This window comes from Variovorax sp. RO1 (genome assembly GCF_002849325.1).
Classification (GTDB): Bacteria; Pseudomonadota; Gammaproteobacteria; order Burkholderiales; family Burkholderiaceae_C; genus Variovorax.
On record NZ_PKMT01000001.1, the window covers coordinates 1,216,605 to 1,233,665 of the forward strand.

Annotated in this window: 18 protein-coding genes; 7 read left to right on the top strand and 11 right to left on the bottom strand. The window is 67.6% G+C overall.

The features are described from left to right. Positions 1–95 precede the first annotated feature (95 nt). A complete protein-coding gene (locus CY658_RS05935) occupies positions 96–974 on the top strand; it encodes an NAD(P)-dependent oxidoreductase (protein WP_101489283.1) in 879 nt (292 codons plus the stop codon). Between the two features lie 11 nt (positions 975–985). Here CY658_RS05935 and CY658_RS05940 read toward each other — a convergent pair whose 3' ends face one another. Further along, positions 986–2,185, bottom strand: a complete 1,200-nt coding sequence (locus CY658_RS05940; RefSeq protein ID WP_101489284.1) for an alpha/beta hydrolase — start codon at positions 2,183–2,185, stop codon at positions 986–988. A gap of 114 nt (positions 2,186–2,299) precedes the next feature. Here CY658_RS05940 and CY658_RS05945 point away from each other — a divergent pair, with 114 nt between their 5' ends. The 3 genes from CY658_RS05945 (at position 2,300) to lpxO (ending at position 5,400) form a co-directional block, all read left to right on the top strand. Beyond that, positions 2,300–2,983, top strand: coding sequence for a response regulator (locus CY658_RS05945; protein ID WP_101489285.1), 684 nt, complete (start codon positions 2,300–2,302; stop codon positions 2,981–2,983). Beyond that, the gene (locus tag CY658_RS05950) at positions 2,980–4,410 is read left to right on the top strand and encodes a sensor histidine kinase (protein ID WP_101489286.1); all 1,431 of its coding nucleotides are present in this window, start codon (positions 2,980–2,982) and stop codon (positions 4,408–4,410) included. Before CY658_RS05945 ends, CY658_RS05950 begins: the two co-directional genes overlap by 4 nt. Positions 4,411–4,503: 93 nt before the next feature. Next, on the top strand, positions 4,504–5,400 hold the full coding sequence (gene lpxO, locus CY658_RS05955; protein WP_101489287.1) for a lipid A hydroxylase LpxO: 897 nt from the start codon (positions 4,504–4,506) through the stop codon (positions 5,398–5,400). Between the two features lie 10 nt (positions 5,401–5,410). Here lpxO and CY658_RS05960 read toward each other — a convergent pair whose 3' ends face one another. Next, a complete protein-coding gene (locus CY658_RS05960; protein ID WP_257884739.1) occupies positions 5,411–6,100 on the bottom strand; it encodes a phosphatase PAP2 family protein in 690 nt (229 codons plus the stop codon). 124 nt (positions 6,101–6,224) lie between these two features. On the opposite strand from CY658_RS05960, the gene CY658_RS05965 reads away from it, so the two are divergent. From CY658_RS05965 to CY658_RS05975, 3 genes are read left to right on the top strand one after another with little or no spacing between them, the layout of a single operon-like run. Beyond that, entirely contained in the window at positions 6,225–6,908 is a 684-nt protein-coding gene (locus CY658_RS05965) for a response regulator transcription factor (protein WP_101489288.1), read from the top strand. After that, positions 6,905–8,257 carry a sensor histidine kinase gene (locus CY658_RS05970; protein ID WP_101490248.1) on the top strand — a complete coding sequence of 451 codons (1,353 nt, stop codon included), beginning with the start codon at positions 6,905–6,907 and terminating at the stop codon, positions 8,255–8,257. Before CY658_RS05965 ends, CY658_RS05970 begins: the two co-directional genes overlap by 4 nt. A 16-nt stretch (positions 8,258–8,273) precedes the next feature. Next, positions 8,274–8,495 carry an oxidoreductase-like domain-containing protein gene (locus CY658_RS05975; RefSeq protein WP_099791807.1) on the top strand — a complete coding sequence of 74 codons (222 nt, stop codon included), beginning with the start codon at positions 8,274–8,276 and terminating at the stop codon, positions 8,493–8,495. Here the strand turns inward: CY658_RS05975 and CY658_RS05980 are convergent. The 9 genes from CY658_RS05980 to CY658_RS06020 form a co-directional block, all read right to left on the bottom strand. Then, positions 8,459–9,970 (bottom strand): hypothetical protein, encoded by a 1,512-nt coding sequence (locus CY658_RS05980; RefSeq protein ID WP_101489289.1) that lies wholly within the window; start codon positions 9,968–9,970, stop codon positions 8,459–8,461. The genes CY658_RS05975 and CY658_RS05980 overlap by 37 nt on opposite strands. A gap of 11 nt (positions 9,971–9,981) precedes the next feature. Further along, entirely contained in the window at positions 9,982–10,800 is an 819-nt protein-coding gene (locus CY658_RS05985; protein ID WP_257884741.1) for an aminoglycoside phosphotransferase family protein, read from the bottom strand. Then, positions 10,800–11,276: a nucleoside deaminase gene (locus tag CY658_RS05990; RefSeq protein WP_101489290.1), complete on the bottom strand. Its 477-nt coding sequence runs from the start codon at positions 11,274–11,276 to the stop codon at positions 10,800–10,802. Before CY658_RS05990 ends, CY658_RS05985 begins: the two co-directional genes overlap by 1 nt. 11 nt (positions 11,277–11,287) lie before the next feature. Then, positions 11,288–12,058, bottom strand: coding sequence for an ABC transporter permease (locus CY658_RS05995; RefSeq protein WP_101489291.1), 771 nt, complete (start codon positions 12,056–12,058; stop codon positions 11,288–11,290). A gap of 10 nt (positions 12,059–12,068) precedes the next feature. Beyond that, entirely contained in the window at positions 12,069–12,923 is an 855-nt protein-coding gene (locus CY658_RS06000; protein ID WP_101489292.1) for an ABC transporter ATP-binding protein, read from the bottom strand. After that, positions 12,923–13,957 carry an ABC transporter substrate-binding protein gene (locus CY658_RS06005; RefSeq protein WP_101489293.1) on the bottom strand — a complete coding sequence of 345 codons (1,035 nt, stop codon included), beginning with the start codon at positions 13,955–13,957 and terminating at the stop codon, positions 12,923–12,925. The genes CY658_RS06000 and CY658_RS06005 overlap by 1 nt, the downstream gene beginning before the upstream one ends. Positions 13,958–14,111: 154 nt before the next feature. Then, complete coding sequence (locus CY658_RS06010) at positions 14,112–15,110, bottom strand: TRAP transporter substrate-binding protein (protein ID WP_099795640.1); 999 nt, start codon at positions 15,108–15,110, stop codon at positions 14,112–14,114. A gap of 58 nt (positions 15,111–15,168) precedes the next feature. Beyond that, a complete protein-coding gene (locus CY658_RS06015; protein ID WP_101489294.1) occupies positions 15,169–16,434 on the bottom strand; it encodes a TRAP transporter large permease in 1,266 nt (421 codons plus the stop codon). Position 16,435: 1 nt separating this feature from the next. Continuing rightward, on the bottom strand, positions 16,436–17,053 hold the full coding sequence (locus CY658_RS06020; RefSeq protein ID WP_101489295.1) for a TRAP transporter small permease: 618 nt from the start codon (positions 17,051–17,053) through the stop codon (positions 16,436–16,438). Positions 17,054–17,061: the final 8 nt, after the last annotated feature.

Sequence of the window (17,061 nt, forward strand, 5' to 3'; positions counted from 1 at the left end):
CATTTGGTAAGTACCTTACTTTATCGTAGGTACTTGACCATAGGGGAGTGTAATTTTTACGATGCAGCCGTCATCAACCACTGCATCGGATTGCCATGAGCAACACCAAGAAGGAAGTATCGGTTCTGGGCCTGGGCGCGATGGGCGTCGTCATCGCGCGGCTCTTTCTCGACCAGGGCTACAAGGTCACGCTGTGGAACCGCTCGGCCGACAAGGCCGACGCGCTGGTCGCCCGCGGCGCCGTGCTGGCGCGCAGCGCGGCCGAGGCATTGCGCGCGAGCCGCATGGCCGTGATGTGCGTGTACGACTACCGCGCCGCCGACGCGATCTTCGCGATGGACGGCGTGGCCGCCGCCATGGACGGCCGCTTGCTCGCGCAGCTCACCACCGGCAGCCCGAAGGACGCGCGCGAGGCCGAGGCCTGGGCGCACCGCCATGGCGCCGCGTACCTCGAAGGCGCGATCCAGGCGGCGCCGGACCAGATGGGCCGGGCCGACACGCCGCTGCTGGTGTCCGGCGCGCAGGCCGTGTTCGCCGAGGCCGAGCCCTTCTTGAAGGTGCTGGCCGGCGGCATCGTTTACCTCGGCGAGAAGGCCAGCGCGACCGCGGCCATGGACCTCGCCACGCTCTCCAGCATCTACGGCACGATGCTCGGTTTTCTGCACGGTGCGCGCATTGCCGAGCACGAAGGCTTCGACGTGGCCGAATACGGCCGCATCGTGGCCGGCATCATGCCGACCTTCGCGGGCTTTCTTCAGCACGAGGGCGCGGTCATCCAGTCGGGCGACTTCGCGATCACGCAGAGCCCGATGCGCATTTCGGTCGAGGCCACGCAGCGCATCCTCCAGACCGCGCAAGAGGCGGGCATCAACACCGAGTTCCCGACCTTCGCCGCAGGCCTGTTCCGGCGCGCCGATGCGGCGGGGCTCGGCGGCGAGGAACTGGCGGCACTGATCAAGCTGCTGCGGAAGTAAAGAAGGAAAGATCAGGCCCACCGCATCGACTGGATCGCGCGCACCACCTCGGCCTCGCGTTCCATGAAGAAGTCGGTGTGGTTGCAGTGGTCGAGCGTGAGCCGGTGCGGCGTGTCCAGCGCGGCGACGAGGCGGTCGGCATCGGCGCGGCGCACGCGGCGGAAGATGCGCAGGAAGTCGGCGGCGTCCTTGCCGGTCTGTGCATCGAGCGGACGTTCGAGCCAGGGGAACAGGTCGCGCTGGTCGAGCGGCAGCGCGGTCACCACCAACGCCGGCGCGCGCACCACCCGGTAGTCGGGCGAGAAGCGGTGGGCCGCGGTGTCCATCGCGGTTTCCACGGCGTCGGGTGTGTTCGGGCGCACGCTGCCGTCGGCCAGCTCGTCGAGCGCGTCGTGCAGGTTGGCTTCGAGTGCGGGCCACCAGCTCTTCGACTTGCGCCGCAGGTACGCAACGGCCGCCTTCATCGAGCGGCCGTCGTCGGGCGTGGGTGCGGGCTCGTCGAGCCGGCGGTTCATCGGCGGGTCTTCGCCGCCGGTGTCTGCGTCCTTCGTGTAGTCGAAGGTGGTATCGAGGTACACGAGGCCGCGCACATGGTCGGGGAAGCGGCTCGCGAAGCGCGTCAGCTCATTGCCGGCGATCGAATGGCCGCCGAGCACCACGCGTGTGAGGCCGAGCGCATCGCACAGCGCGGCCAGGTCGTCGACCAGCGTGTCGACTTCGTAGTGCTGCGTGGCGCTCTTCACCGGCAGCGGCTTGTCCGACAGGCCATAGCCGCGTCGGCTGACCGCGACCACGCGCGAGGCAGCGCCGGCCGCGACGAGCGCGGGCGCCAGGCTGTCGAAGCAGCGTGCGTTGCCGCCGAGGCCGGCGAGCAGCACGATCACGGGGGCCGACGCATCGGTGCCGCCGGGGCGCTGCCAGTCGCGCACCTGCAGCGAGACCTCGGGCGCGGTCGACACCTTCACGCGGCGGTCGGTGGATGTCACGGGCCGGTCGTGATCGATGGGGGCGGGGAGCGTGCCGACGTTGTTGCCTCCACCCCCGCAGGCTGCCAGCCCGGCCGCGCTGCCGAAGAGCACGGCGCGCAGCAGGTCGCGGCGCTGGAAGTGAAGCGGGTTCGCCCAGTGGGGGCGAGCCGTGGAAGGTGAGGGGCGAGGCACGTCGATGCTCCAGGCATGAAGAAGAAAGTAGGAGCCTTGCAGTGTGGGCATGCCACCTGAAGAAGCCCTGCAGCCTTCATGAAGGCTTCCTGAAGCGGGGCGACGGGGTGTGGCAGATACTTCGGCCACTTCCCGGAACCGGGCTTGTTCGCTTGGAATCCCCCCATGAATCTTTTGCTTGTTGAAGACGATCTTGACCTTGGCAACGGCGTGCGCATTGCGCTCGCCAACCAGGGCATGGACGTGGTGTGGGTCCGCCGGCTCGACGACGCCCTGCGCACCCTCGACAACGGCGCCTTCGACATGGTGCTGCTCGACCTCGGCCTGCCCGACGGCGACGGGCTCGACCTGCTGCTGCGACTGCGCCGCACCCGCCAGATCTTGCCGGTGCTCGTGCTGAGTGCGCGCGACGCGCTCAACGACCGCCTGCGCAGCCTGGACGACGGCGCCGACGACTACCTCGTGAAGCCCTTTGCGCTGGCCGAGCTGCTGTCGCGCGTGCGGGCCTTGGCGCGCCGCAGCTACGGCTTCAACGACGAGACCATCCGCATGCGCGGCCTGGCGCTGCACGAGCCCACGCGTGGCGTGATCGTCGACGGCGACCCGGTCGAGCTGTCGCGCTGCGAGTTCGACCTGCTCGCATTGCTGCTCAAGCGCACCGGCCGCGTGGTCACGCGCCGCGTGATGGAAGAGCAGGTGCTGCCCGGCGGCCAGGCCAACGGCAGCAACTCGCTCGAGGTGCACATCTCCAACCTGCGCAAGAAGATCGGACAGGGCTACATCCGCACGGTGCGCGGCATCGGCTACGTGATCGACACGCAGTCGCTGGTGCGGAGCCCGTCGAAATGATGCGCCAGCTGGCGCGGCGCTGGAAGAACTGGAACCAGCCGTCCCTGATGCGCCGCCTGCTGGTGGCGCAGATGACTGTGGTCGCGCTGCTGTGGACGTCGGCTGTGGGCCTGCTGCTGTACGACTCGTACAAGGACCCCGGGTTGCTGAGGTTCCTCAAGACCTTCGACGCCGTGATGTTCATTGCGCAGAGCCTGGAAGCCCATCCCGCACAGCAGCGGGAAGCGCTCGAAGCTTTCGATGCCGCGCTGGTCGAGGCGTTCGGCGACGGCGACGAGACGAACGAGGCCCTGGCAGTCATGCAGGTGTGGCAGCACGGCAAGCTGATCTACAACTCGCGCGCCAATGTGCCCGTGCTGCTGAACTCGGTGCCCAACCGCAACGAGACGCTGGTCGCGGGCGGGCGCGAATGGCGTGCGCGCACGATGGCCTCGCCCATTGCCGACACCCGCGTGGTGCTGGCCGAGCCCAGCGTGTGGCGGTTTGCCGTGACCATCCTGTCGCGCGGCTATTACCTGCTGCCGCTGGTGATCAGCCTGCCGTTTCTCATTTTTCCGGCGTGGCTGTCGGTGCGGCTGGCGCTGCGCCCGTGGCGCCAGGTGAGCCGCGAAACCGCCGAGCGCGGCCCCGACGACCTGACGCCGCTGTCGTACATGCCGCCGCACAAGGAGCTCAAGCCGCTGGTGCAGAGCATCAACAGCCTGCTGCTGCGGGTGCGCGACAGCACCACGCGCGAGCGCAGCCTCATCGCCGATGCGGCGCACGAGCTGCGCACGCCGCTGGCGGCCATGCGCGTGAACGTCGAGGCGATGAAAGGGCAGAGCACCGACGAAGGCCAGCGCGAGCTCATGGCCAACCTGCTGCGCAGCAACGACCGCGCGGCCCGGCTGGTGGGGCAGTTGCTGCAGCTCATGCGCAGCGACGCGGTGGCCACCAACGCGCTGCCCGTGATGCTGTCGCTCGACGGGCTGGTGCAGGACCGGCTGGCCATGATCGAGGGCCTGGCGCGATCGCGAGGCGTGGAGCTCGAACTGGTGTGCGACGACGCCGTGCCGGTGCTCGGCGAGCGCGAGAGCCTGGTCTCGATGATCGACAACCTGATCGACAACGCGATCAAATACAGCCCCTGCGGCGCCACCGTGACGGTGCACGTGGTGCGCGAGGGCGCCCAGGCGCTGCTGACCGTGGCCGACACCGGGCCGGGCATTCCGCCCGCGCTGCGCGAACGCGTGTTCGACCGTTTCTTCCGCAACCCCGACCAGACGCAAAGCGGCAGCGGGCTGGGCCTGGCCATCGTCAAGTCGGTGGTCGACCGGCACGGCGGCAACGTCGTGCTCGACGAGGCCTTGGGCGGGGGGTTGCGGGCCAGAGTGCGGCTGCCACTGGCGCAGGCCGACGTGCCGCAGCCCATGCTCGTCTGCGCCTGAGCCCGGGGGGAAAGGCCTTTGGGCGCCCCTTTTCGGGTCAACGATTTACACTACCCGGTTCCCCCGGCGCTCGTCTACAGGACACTTTCACCAATGAAGTGGGTCATTCTTGCCATCTTCGTGCTCAGCGCACTCTACGTTCACTTCCGTGGCCAGGTCCGGCACAAGTTCTTCAGACAGCTCTCTGATCACTCGACCTTCCTGGCGCCGCTGAACGTCTTCATGTACCTTTTCTCGAAGGTGCCCGGTACCCCGTACCTGTCGCCTGCCGAGTTCCCCGAGATGCGCATCCTCGAGGAAAACTGGGAAGTCATCCGCGAAGAAGCGCTCGCCATGCGCAACGGCGGCAGCATCAAGGCCTCGAGCCAGTTCAACGACGTGGGCTTCAACTCCTTCTTCAAGAGCGGCTGGAAGCGTTTCTACCTGAAGTGGTACGACGAGGCCCACCCCTCGGCCGCCGTGCTGTGCCCGCGCACCACCGAACTGCTCAAAGGCATCGGCACCATCAAGGCCGCGATGTTCGCCGAGCTGCCCCCGGGCAGCCGCCTCGTTCGCCACCGCGACCCGTTTGCCGGTTCGCTGCGCTACCACCTGGGCCTGTGGACGCCGGGCGTCGAAGGCTGCTACATCGACGTGGACGGCCAGCGCTACCACTGGCGGGACGGCGAGGCCGTGGTGTTCGACGAGACCTACATCCACTACGCCGAGAACACCACCGACCACGACCGTGTGATCCTGTTCTGCGACATCGAGCGTCCGCTGAAGTACCGCTGGGCCAGCGCCGTGAACCGCTGGTTCGCGAAGAACCTGCTGGCCGCCGCCGCCTCGCCCAACGATGCGGGCGACAAGACGGGCGGCCTGAACCGCGCCTTCAAGTACATCTACCAGATCCGCGTGGTCGGCAAGCGCCTGAAGGCCTGGGACAAGCGCGCTTACTACCTCGTGAAGTGGACGATCTTCGGCGGCTTGGCGCTCTGGATTTTCTGGTAACCGAGGGCGCTCACGCCTCGGCCAGCACCAGCCGCGTACGCGGCGCGCGACGCCAGCACACCAACCCCGCCAGCAGCACACCGCCGAGCACGTCGAGCAGCACGTGCTGGCGCGTGGCCAGCGTCGAATAGACGATCCCCGCAGCCCACAGCAGGTTCACCCACTGCGTCCACGCGGGCGCCTGCACGCTGCGCAGCTGGCGGCCGAGCCACACGGCCGCGAACACCGCGAACGCCACATGCAGCGACGGGAAGGCATTGCCGCCTGCATCGGCGCTCTTGAGGAACTGCAGCGCTGGGTACTGCGACCAGTCGATCGCGAAGCTCGGCACCACCGTCGGAAAACACCAGAACACCGCCAGCCCGATGGCCGCCATGAGCGCGGCCCCGCGTGCGCAGGCCCACAGCTCGGCCTTGTTTTTTGCGAAGGCAGGTGCGAGCGAAATGTAGAACCACAGCGAGCTGTACAGCAGCATCGCGTCGTCGCTCACGCCCACCCAGTGGTCGATGGCTGTGAGCGGCATCACCGTCGGCACCGAGGGCGGGTGGTGCATCACCCAGAAGTACAGGACGAAGAAGCCCGAGATGCCGAGCGTGCTGCCGATCATCTTCACGACCCACAGCGTGGCGAACCGCTGCCCCAGCGCCAGGTGCCAGGGCGTGACGGGGAGGGCGGCGGGGTTCGGGCGGAGGGGCGTCACCGATGCGCTTTCAGGAGAGGGAAGCGCCACAGCGTAGGCGCATGCATTGCGTGAACATTGCGTTACCCGGTGTGAGGGCTCTCTAGAATCATCCGCCTGTCCGGTTCCTTGTCCATCCCCCCAAATGAGAATCCTGCTTGTCGAAGACGAAGCCGACCTGGCCCAGGCGCTCGCGTCGGCGCTGCGCCAGAACCAGGCGGTGGTCGATGTGGCGAGCTCGCTGCGCGCGGCCGAAGAGGCCGCGCTCGGTGCGCCCTACGACGTGGTCGTGCTCGACCGCGGTCTGCCTGACGGCGATGGGCTTTCGCTCGTCGCTTTCCTGGCGCAGAACCACATCGCTTGCGCCGTGCTCGTGCTCACCGCCATGACCGATGTGGCCGAGCGCGTGCTGAGCCTGGACGGCGGCGCCGACGACTACCTGGCCAAGCCCTTCTCGATGGACGAGCTGCTGGCGCGCGTGCGCGCACTGGCTCGCCGCCCCGCGGTGCGCGCCAACTTCATCATGACGCTCGGGCAGCTGCGCTTCGACCACCACACGCGCCAGGCCCACGTGGGCGAGGCCTGCCTCACGCTGCCGCGGCGTGAACTGCTCGTGCTCGAGACGCTGCTCGAACACCGTGGCCGCACCGTGCTGCGCGAGGCGTTGCAAGACCGCGTGTACGGCCACAAGGACGACATCCAGTCGAACGCGCTCGACACGCACGTCTCGCGCCTGCGCTCCAAGCTCGACAAGGCCGGCGCGCAGGTCGAGATCCATGCGATCCGCGGCGTGGGCTACCTCATGTGCGTGCCATCGTCGTCGGCATGAGCTTCAGTCTGCTTTCGCTGCGCTGGCGGCTGATCTGGAGCTTGATCCTGCTGCAGGTGGTGGTCGGCCTGCTGGTGATGGGCGGCTTTCTCGGCCTGGCCTGGGCGCTGGGCCGCGTGGTCGACGAGAACGGCCAGGAAACGGTGGCATCGATTCAGCGCGCCCTGACGCGCGACGCCGCCGGCCACCTGGTGGCCGAGCCCACGAGCGCGCTGCGGCGGCTGCAGAAGGCCGACCCGCAGTTCTGGTTCATCGCACGCGACAGCCACGGCGCGGAATTGCGCCACGGCGTGGTGCCGCCCACCTACCTGCGGCTGCTCGACGCGCTCGACGGCACCGACCGCATGGCCATCGACCCCGAGACCGACGGCACGCGCCCCAAGGCCCGCTTCGAACGCGTCGAATCGCGCGCAGGCCCGGTAGCCGTCATGGCGCAGACCGGCGGCCCGCTCACGCTGGAGAACACGCTCAAGGGCACCGGCATCGCCTTCCTGTTCCTGGTGGCGCCCATGGCACTCGTGACCTGCCTCGGCGTGATCCTCGCGACGCCCTTCGTGGTCAAGCGCGGCCTGAAAGGCGTGGTGGCCACGGCGGAGCACGCCGAAGGCATCGACGTGCACGAGCGCACCACGCGCCTGCCGCTGGCCAATGTGGCGAGCGAGATCCGCCCGCTGGTCAATGCGGTCAACCGCGCCTTCGATCGGCTCAACGAAGGCTACGACCGACAGGAGCGCTTTCTGGCCGATGCCGCGCACGAGCTGCGCACGCCGATCACCACGCTGCAGATCCATCTCGAAGGCCTGCCGAACGATCCGCTGAAGATGAAGCTGATGCAGGCCTCGGCGCGGCTCGCCACGCTGGCCGAGCAGCTGCTCGATCTGCAGCGGCTCGACCACGGCCTGTCGCTGGACCATCAGGTGGAGCTGAAGTCGCTCTGCGAGCGCGTGGCGGCCGACATTGCGCCGCTCGCGATCCGCAGCCGCTGCACGCTGTCGGTCGATGCGCCGCAGCCGCTCACGGTGCGCGGTGATGCGCCCTCGCTCGAACGCGCGCTCTCCAACCTGATCCAGAACGCCATCGAGCACGGCGGGCCGGGCTGCGACATCCAGGTGCGGCTGTGCGAGCCCTCGTGCATCGAGGTGCGCGACTCGGGCCCCGGCATTCCCGAGGCCGACCGCGAGCGCGTGGTGGCGCCGTTCCACCGGCTCGTGCCGCGCGGGCGCGGCGCGGGGCTGGGCCTGCACCTCGTGGCCGAGGTGGCGCGACTGCACCGCGGCCAGCTGAGCATCGGGTCGAGCGAATCGGGCGGCGCGAAGATGCGCCTCGAGCTGATGAACCTCGACGCGTGAAGAAGAATCGTCTGCCATGAATGCCATCGACCGGCTGCCCGAACCCACGAACCTTGTCGGCGCGCAGGCGCTGATTGCGCGCGTGCAGGCGATGCTTGATGCCGAAGGGCTCGCGATGCGTGCGCCGCCGCCGGAGCCGACCACCTGCTGCGGACGCGGTTGCAATGGGTGCGTGTGGGAAGGGTGGCTGGCGGCGGTGGCTTATTGGCGGGATGAGGCGTCGCTGCTGTTGGATTGAGGGGGCGCCTCGTCGGTTGCGGAAGCCGGTGGGGCTGAATCAGGCCTCATGTCGCTGTAGGGCGCTGGAATCTCCAGCGCTTGCGCGCCCGGCAGGCGTCGGACACAGAATTGGTTTGCCACAAGGTAGCGCGCCACGGCGCTGCGCAGATCGGTCGACTCGTACAGCGACTCGGTCCACCAGCGTTCGGTGAACATCACCTTGTAGGCGGGACCTTCTTTCAGCAGATAGAGGGTGCTGTCGCCGCCGACTCGCGCGGTCTTGATCTGGCCTTCGTACCAACGGGTGGCCATCGCGTGGTCCACGAGCGCTTCAATGTCGACCGTGAACACCGCCCGATACTCCTCCGGCGTGAAGTCGTCGAAGGACGTCGTGCCGTCTTCCCCGTTGTACGCCGTTCGAACCAGAGCCCACACCTCACTGTCCAGCAGGGCATCGAGCTGCGTCAGGCGATCCGGCTGCTGCACGATCCGATAGGGCGTGATCGAGGGCGGCGTGGCGAGGCTGGTGACGTGGAACGGCTCGGTACCCGGTTCCTGGCTGGCGGACAACGTCAGGAACCAGCGCTCCTGTGCCGCGCGCGGCGTGTTGCGCGATACCGTCACGGTGCCTGCATAGTGCACATGGGGTTCGCCTGTGCCGGTGAGCGTCGATGGAACGCAGTCGGCGGGGTCCGCGTCCCAACCCAGATTCCCCACCCACCAACTGCCATCCTCCTTGTCGTTCACCATCTGGATGACCAGGCGAGCAAAGATCTGGGGCGGCGGCTCCGCGGGTTGATCGCCTACCGACGCCGGCACCGTGGCATCCACGCGAAATGTCAGGGGTTCGCCGATGCGAAAGCGCTCGTCGCGACCGACATCGATCGCGTTCAGGGCTTGGCGCGGCGGCGCCGCTGTTCGGAAAAAGCCGTAGGCGACCGCCAGCGTCAGCACAGTGAAGATCGGAAACACCGGCAGCCCCACCAGCAACCACAGCAGATTCCAGCCTCCCTCCAGCGACCAGCGCAGCGCGTTGAAACCGAAGGCGGCAAAGAAGGCCAGCACCGCCAGCGCGACCAGCGATCCCAGCCAGTCGGAGATGCTGGTTCGCGAAGGGGCATTCGAAGGCGGCGGCGCCGGAGACGTCCACACCGTGTCGTGCCGCTGCACGATGCGCGGCAGGCCGATCACGCGCGGATCGGGCAGCGGCGTCCAGAAGCTGTCGTCTTGCGCGGCCAGTGCGATCATGCGGGTGCCATCGCTGTGTTCAAGCTGCAGCGAAGTCTGCGCGACGCCGTCGTGCGCCGAGTCTTCGAAGCGCAGAGGCCGCGCATCGGGCACGCGGTGGTAGCGACGTTTCTCGATGTCGACGATCAGCGTGTCCGCACCGGCAGACGCCGCATGAAAGCTCTCGTCAGAAGACGCAAGGCCTTCAGACAGCGGCAGCGCCAGAACCCGCGCGAGGACGTCAAGATAAGAGTGAGGGCAAGACATGCGTTGGCGCGTTAGTCGGCGATCCCAAGCGCCGCAGCCGCAAGCTTCGCCACCTCCAACGTGCTCCCAGGCGCCTCGCCATCTTCCAGCATCCACACTGACGACAGCCCGGCCCACGCCAGCACCCATTGCAGCAATCGCCACTGCTCGATGCCCGTGGCCTCCGAGATGACCTCGATGCGGCGCGCAAAGCGGTCCGGCACCAGCGCGCTCTCGCCATCCGGGTTGCACAGAATGTTCGCGTGGTCGAAGCCGCGTTCGCCGTGCAGGCCCTTGGGGTCGATGGCGAGCCAGCCGGCCGGGCCGAAGTCGAGCACGTTGCCGTGGTGGATGTCGCCATGCAGCACGACCCCGTCGCGCGGCGCGGCCAGCAGTTCGAGTGCAGTGCGTGCGCTGTGTTCGAAGACGCCGCCGTGCGTGGCCGCGCCAGCCCACAGCGCCTCGAACCAGCGCGCGAGCGGCACCAGCGTCGGGGGCGGCGGTGTGTGGCGCGGCGCATGCAGGCGCGCAGCGGCGGCGCACAGGATGCGCGTGGCCTCGTCGTCGCGGCCGTCTTGAACCATCTGTGCCAGCGAGGCCGTGCCTTGCGCGCGCACCATCAGCAAGGCCTCGCCGTCATGGGCCAGCACAGGCGCGGCGCCGTCGCCGTTCCACCAGGCCATCAGCAGGCTGCCCGCCTGTTCCTCGGCTTCGTGCGAGACCTTGAGCATGGCCGGCGCGCCGTGCTGGCGCACGGGCAGCAGCGTGCCGCTCAGCGACCTGAATGCCTCGCCGTCGGGCGTGAGGTTCCAGCGTTCCAAGTAGGGCGCGAACACGCCGTGCGGGTCCACTAGCGCGACTCCCAGAACCCCCGGTGCGTGGCGATCATCTCCTCGGCCACCTCGGGCACGGGGCCGATGACCTCGACGGGTTTCTGTCCGCGCGCGAAGACCTCGCGGCAGGGCAGGCTCAGCGTCGGGTTCTCGGGGTGGTCGCCGGTGAGCGCGAGCAGCGCGGACTCTTCCGCGCCGTACACGATGCGCCCGATGTTGGCCCAGTAGCTCGTGCCCGCGCACATGGCGCAGGGCTCGAAGGTGGTCACCAGCGTGCATTGCCACAGGTACTCGGCCGGCCAGTTCTGCGCCGCGTGGCGCGCGAGCGTGGCCTCCGCGTGATGCACCGTGTCGATGTTGCCCTGCTCGGCGAGGATGGTCTCGCCGTCGGGTGCGACAAGCACGGCGCCGAAGGGGTGGCGGCCCATGGCCATGGCGCGTTGCGCCACGGCGTCGGCGCGACGCAGCGCGCGGGTGATCTGTTCGGGAGTCATGCCCCCATTATTTATTGGTTCTGCGACCCGCGATGCGCCCAGCCGGTGGTGTGCTTCTCGATGAGGCTGAAGAGTTCGTACATGACCATCGCCATCGCGCCCACCACCATCAGGCCGGCAAAGGCCAGGCCCATCTGCATGGCCGAGCCGGCCGAGATCAGCAGGTAGCCGATGCCCTCGTTGGCGGCGGTCATCTCCGACACCGTGGTGCCGACGAAAGCCAGCGTGATCGCCACCTTCAGCGAGCCGAAGAAGTAGGGCATGGAGCGCGGCAGGCCGATCTTGACGAGCACGTCCCAGCGCTTGGCGCCCAGCACGCGCAGCACGTCTTCCAGCTCAGGCTCGAGCGTGGCCAGGCCGGTCGCGATGTTCACCATGATCGGGAAGAAGCTGATCAGAAACGCCGTGAGAATCGCCGGCCCGATGCCGATGCCGAACCACACGACCAAAATCGGCACGAAGGCCGCCTTGGGCAGCGCGTTGAAGGCCGTCATGAGCGGGTAGATCGCCGCATAGGCCAGGCGCGAGCTGCCGATCACGAAGCCCATGAGCACGCCCACCACGATCGCCAGGCCGAAGCCCGCCATCGTGACCCAGTAGGTGCGCCACGCGTGGCCCGCGATGATGGCCTTGAACTCCCAGAACTGCTCCCAGATGCGCAGCGGGCTCGGGAAGATGAAGTCCGACACGCCGAAGCCCGCGCAGATCACCTGCCACAGCAGGAGCACCGCCACGAGCAGCAGCCAGGGCGACCAGCGTTCGAGTTGTTTGCTGTTGTTCATTGCCGCCTCTTCAGTGCGTTGCCGCCGCGGCGGAGTTGGCGGCGTTGCCGCGGATGGCGCCGATGTGGCTGCGCAACTCGAGCACGATGTCGGTGAACTCCTTGGTGTAGGTCAGCGCCAGCTCGCGCGGACGCGGGAGGTCGATCTCGCGCTTCACCACGAAGCGCCCGGGGCTCTTGCTCATCACGTACACCGTGTCGGCCAGGAACACCGATTCGCGCAGGTCGTGCGTGACCAGGATCACGTTGAACTGCTGCTCGGTCCACAGGTCGCGCAGGATGCACCACAACTCTTCGCGCGTGAACGCGTCGAGCGCGCCGAAGGGCTCGTCCAGCAGCAGCATCTTGGGCTCGTGGATGAGCGCGCGGCAGATGCTCGCGCGCTGCTGCATGCCGCCCGAAAGCTGCCACGGAAACTTGTCCTCGTAGCCGCCCAGGCCCACCTTCTGCAGCAGGCGGCGGGCACGCTCGACGTACTCCTTGCGTTTCGCCTTGAAGTTCGAGCGGTAAGGCTCGACGATTTCCAGCGGCAGCAGTACGTTGTCGACCGTGGTGCGCCACGGCAGCAGCGAGGGCGCCTGGAAGGCCATGCCCGAGATCTTCAGCGGCCCGGTCACGGGCTGGCCGTCGATGCGGATCTTGCCCATCGAGGGCATCTTCAGCCCCGTGGTGAGCTTCATGAAGGTCGACTTGCCGCAGCCCGAGGGGCCGACGATGGCGATGAACTCGCCGCGCGTCACCTTCAGGTCGATGGCCTCGACCGCGAAGTGGTTGGCGCGCAGCAACTCTTCGTTGTAGGCGAGCCAGACGTCCTGAAAATCGACGAAGGGGGCGGCTGCGTCGGGTGTCGTTGCGCCGGCCGCCATCACTTGCGCAGGATTCCGCTGAGCTCGGCCGCGGGCGGGAGCATGGCCGCGGTCCACACGGCGTCGGGGCTCACGCGCGTCTTGGTGTTGAAGGCGTCGGACACCTGCGAGGCCATGAGCGACATGCGGCCCGCGTTGACGGCGCCGAAGCCTTCGGTGCGCGCGTCGGCGCTGTTGATGACGGTGTCGATGGCCAACTGCAGGCGGCGCGTCTCGAGCTTGCTGTCGATGATGCCGTCGCGCGCCTTCACCGACTCGATGGCCACTGCCGGGTTGGCGATGACTTCCTTCGCGCCCTTGGCAAAGGCCGAGAGGAACTTCTTCACCGCGGCCGGGTTGTCCTTGAGCAGCTTGGGCGAGGCGATGATGACGTTGCCGTACAGCTTCACGCCGTAGTCGGGGTAGGGCAGGATCACCACGTCGGCCGCCTTGGCGCCGCGCGCTTCCAGGTTGAGCAGCGAGGTGAAGGTGAAGCCCGTGATGGCGTCGATGTCGCCGCGCACCAGCATGGTCTCGCGCAGCGTGGGGTCCATGGCGGTCCAGTTCACGGCGCCGATGTTGTTGGCCTTGGCGAAGATCGGGAACGCGCGGCGGCCCGCGTCGAACACCGGCGCGCCGAGCTTCTTGCCGGCGAGGTCGGCCGGCTTGGTGATGCCGCTCTTCTTGAGCGCCATGACCGAGGCCGGCGTGTTGTTGTAGACCATCATCACGGCGACCGGCTTGTTCGGGCTGTCGGGGTTGTTGGCGTGGAATTCCATCAGCGCCGCGAGGTCGGCAAAGCCCATGTCGTAGGCGCCCGAGGCCACGCGCGTCACGGTGCCGCCCGAGCCGTTGCCGGCGTCGATGGTCACGTCCAGGCCGGCGGCCTTGAAGTAGCCCTTGGCGGCGGGGTGCAGGAACAGCGCGGCCGGTCCTTCGAAACGCCAGTCGAGCTGGAACTTGATCGACGTCGGGCTCTGGGCAAAGGCCGAAGACAGGCCGAAGCTGAGGGCCGAGGCGGCGAGGAAGGACTGGAGCAGGTGACGCTTGTTCATGAAGGTTCCGAAATGTGAATGCTTCGGCATTCAAGCAAAAACGGTGCCCGCACGCGATTGGTGCGAACCCTTCCGGTGAATCACCGAGGTGCGCGGCCCGCCCAAGGCGTGTGCGGCATGCACCGCGCCTGGGAATTCGGGGCCTGAAACCCCGTCAGAGCGTCGCGCCGATCTTGCGCAGCTCGGCGATCTGCGGCGCCTTGGGCAGCCAGACCTTGTCGAACTCGGCGATGACCGGCGCGGGGTTGTAGTTGCTGGCGCTCTTGAACGCGATGCCGCTGGCCTTGAACTTGTCGATGAGGCCCAGCTCGGTGGTCACGATGTCCTTGATCTGCGCGTCGAGCTGCTGCTTCACGAGGTCGGTGATGAGCGCCTTGTCCTTGGCGTCGAGCGTCTGCCAGATGCGGCCCGACACCAGCGGCGCGAAGGGCATGAACAGCGCGTTCATCGGCAGCAGCGTTTTCGAGACGCGGTCGAAGCGCTGGTTCCACGAGAACTCGATGTCGGCTTCGAGCCCGTCGACCTGGCCGTTGGACATGGCGTCGAACACGCCCGGCGTGGGAATGGGCGTGGGCGCGGCGCCCAGCAGTTGGTAGAAGTCGCGATACACCGGCGTGGGGTTGATGCGCAGCTTCATGCCCTTCAGGTCGGTGGGCGAGGCGATGTCCTTGGTCGCGAACACCACGCGCATGCCGGTGATGCCCCAGCCCAGGCCGATGGTGCCGGTCTCGCGCGGCAGCACGTCGAGCAGCTTGAGCGCCGCGGGCGTGCGCACGAGCGAGGCGACGTTGGTGGTCGAGCGCACGAGGTAGGGCGCGTTGATGGCCGCCACGCTCGCCACGCGCGAGCCGAGTTCGGCCGCCTGGATCCAGCCCATGTCGAGCGCACCCGACTGCAGCTGCTGCATCATGGCCGACTCGTTGCCGAGCTGGCCCGAGTGGAACACCGTGGCGCTCAGGCGGCCGTCGGTGGCCTTCTTCAGCGCCTCGCCGAAGCTCACCGCGGCGCGGTTCCACGAGTGCCCTGCGGGCGTGATGAGGCCCAGGCGGAATTCCTTGGCGGCGGCGGCACGCGACACGGTGCCGAAGAGGGCGGTCGATGCGGCAGCGGTGCCGGCGGCGGCCTGGACGAACTGGCGGCGGGAGAGGGGCATGCGAAGCTCCGGTGGGGTGAGGTGAAGTGAAGGAACGGGAAAGAGAGCGGATCCGCGCTTATTTGATGAGCGCGAGAGAAAGACTCGGGAACAGCGACAGCAGCACCAGCGCCACGCAGCAGATCAGGAAGAAGGGCAGCGTGACGATGAACATCTTTCCGGGCTTGGCACCCGTCACCGCCGAGGCCACGAAGAAGCTCAGCCCCACCGGCGGCGTCATCAGCCCGAGCACGAGGTTGATGACCACCACCACGCCGAAGTGGCGCGGGTCGATGCCGTAGATTTCCGTCGCAATGGGCAACAGGATCGGCACGGTCATGATCAGCCCGGGAATGCCGTCGATCACGGTGCCGATCACCAGCAGGATCACGTTCACCAGCAGCAGGAACGCGATCGGGTCTTTCGCCACGGTCTGTATCCATGCGGCCGTGGCCTGCGGCACCTTGCCGTAGATCAGCAGCCACGAGAACACCGCGGCGGCCGCCACCAGGAACAGCACCACCGCCGAGTAGATCGCCGACTTCAGCAGGATCTGCGGAATCATCGCGAAGCGGAATTCCTTGGTCACGTAGCGCCCCACCAGCACGGCGGCCACCGCGCCCACCGCCGCCGATTCGGTGGGGTTGGCCAGGCCGCCAAGAATGGAGCCGACGATCACGATCGGAATGAGCAGCGTCGGGCAGGCGGTGAGGATCGTGTGCAGCCGCTGTCTGACGGTGCGCTTCTCGGTGCGCGGGTAGTTGTAGATCAGGCCCATGCAGGCGATGACGATGAAGAACAGCACCGTGAGAATCACGCCGGGAATGATCCCCGCGATGAGCATGTCGCCCACCGCCACCTGCGCGAGCACGCTGTACACCACGAACATCACCGAGGGCGGAATGATCGGGCCGAGCATGCCGCCGTACACCGTGATGCCGGCCGCGAAGGTCTTGTCGTAGCCCTGCTTCTCCATCTCGGGCACCATGATCTGGCTCATGATCGCCACCTGCGCGGTGGCCGAGCCGATGATCGACGACACCAGCATGTTCGCCAGGATGTTCACGTAGGCGAGGCCCCCCTTCACCGAGCCGATGAAGGCCAGCGCGAGGTCGACCAGCCGCTTCGTGATGCCGCCGCCGTTCATGATCTCGCCGATGAGGATGAACAGCGGAATCGCAATGAGGCTGTAGCTGTCGACGCCGCCGAACATCTGCACCGGGAACGACTGGAACAGCACCGTGTCGCCCGAGTTGAGGATGTAGACGATGCCCGACAGGCACAGGCAGGCACCGATCGGCACGCCGACCAGCATGATCAGCAGGAAAAAGGCAGAGGTCAGCATTTCAGTTCACGGCGTCCGCGTTGGCGACATGGAACTCGTCATGCGTGCGCTTGGGCTGCAGGCCGAGGTCTTCGAGGAGGTTGGCCAGCGCATGCACGCTGAGGGTGAGCGAGAAGATCGGCAGGATGAGCTGCACCAGCCACGTCGGCCAGTCGAGCGTCTGCGTGCGCTCGGTGTAGAGAAAGTTGAAGCTCTCGGCCGCGAACTCCTTCGCGTCGAAGCCGTGGCGCACGATGCCGGCCGGGTCCATCCACAGCCAGCACATCGCGAGCAGGGCCAGCCCGAGCAGCAGCACGCCGCTCGAAGCACTGGCCTTGGCGACGCGCGCGGCCCGGGTGCCGAGCTTGTCGGTGAGCAGGGTCACCGCAAAGTCCAGCCGCAGCCGTGTCATCGCCGACGCACCGATGAAGGTGAGCCAGACCACGCAGTACACCGAGGCCTCGTCCACCCAGTAGAGCGGAAAGCCGCCGTAGCGCGTGACCACGTTCAGCAGCACCAGCACGATGAGCAGGCCCATCAAGCTGCTGAGCAGGTGGCGCTCGCAGCGCAGGACAAAGTCCGACGCGTCGAGCACGCGGCGGGACAGGCCGCCGCTCTCTTTCAAGGCGTTTTCTTGCATGGTGTTCT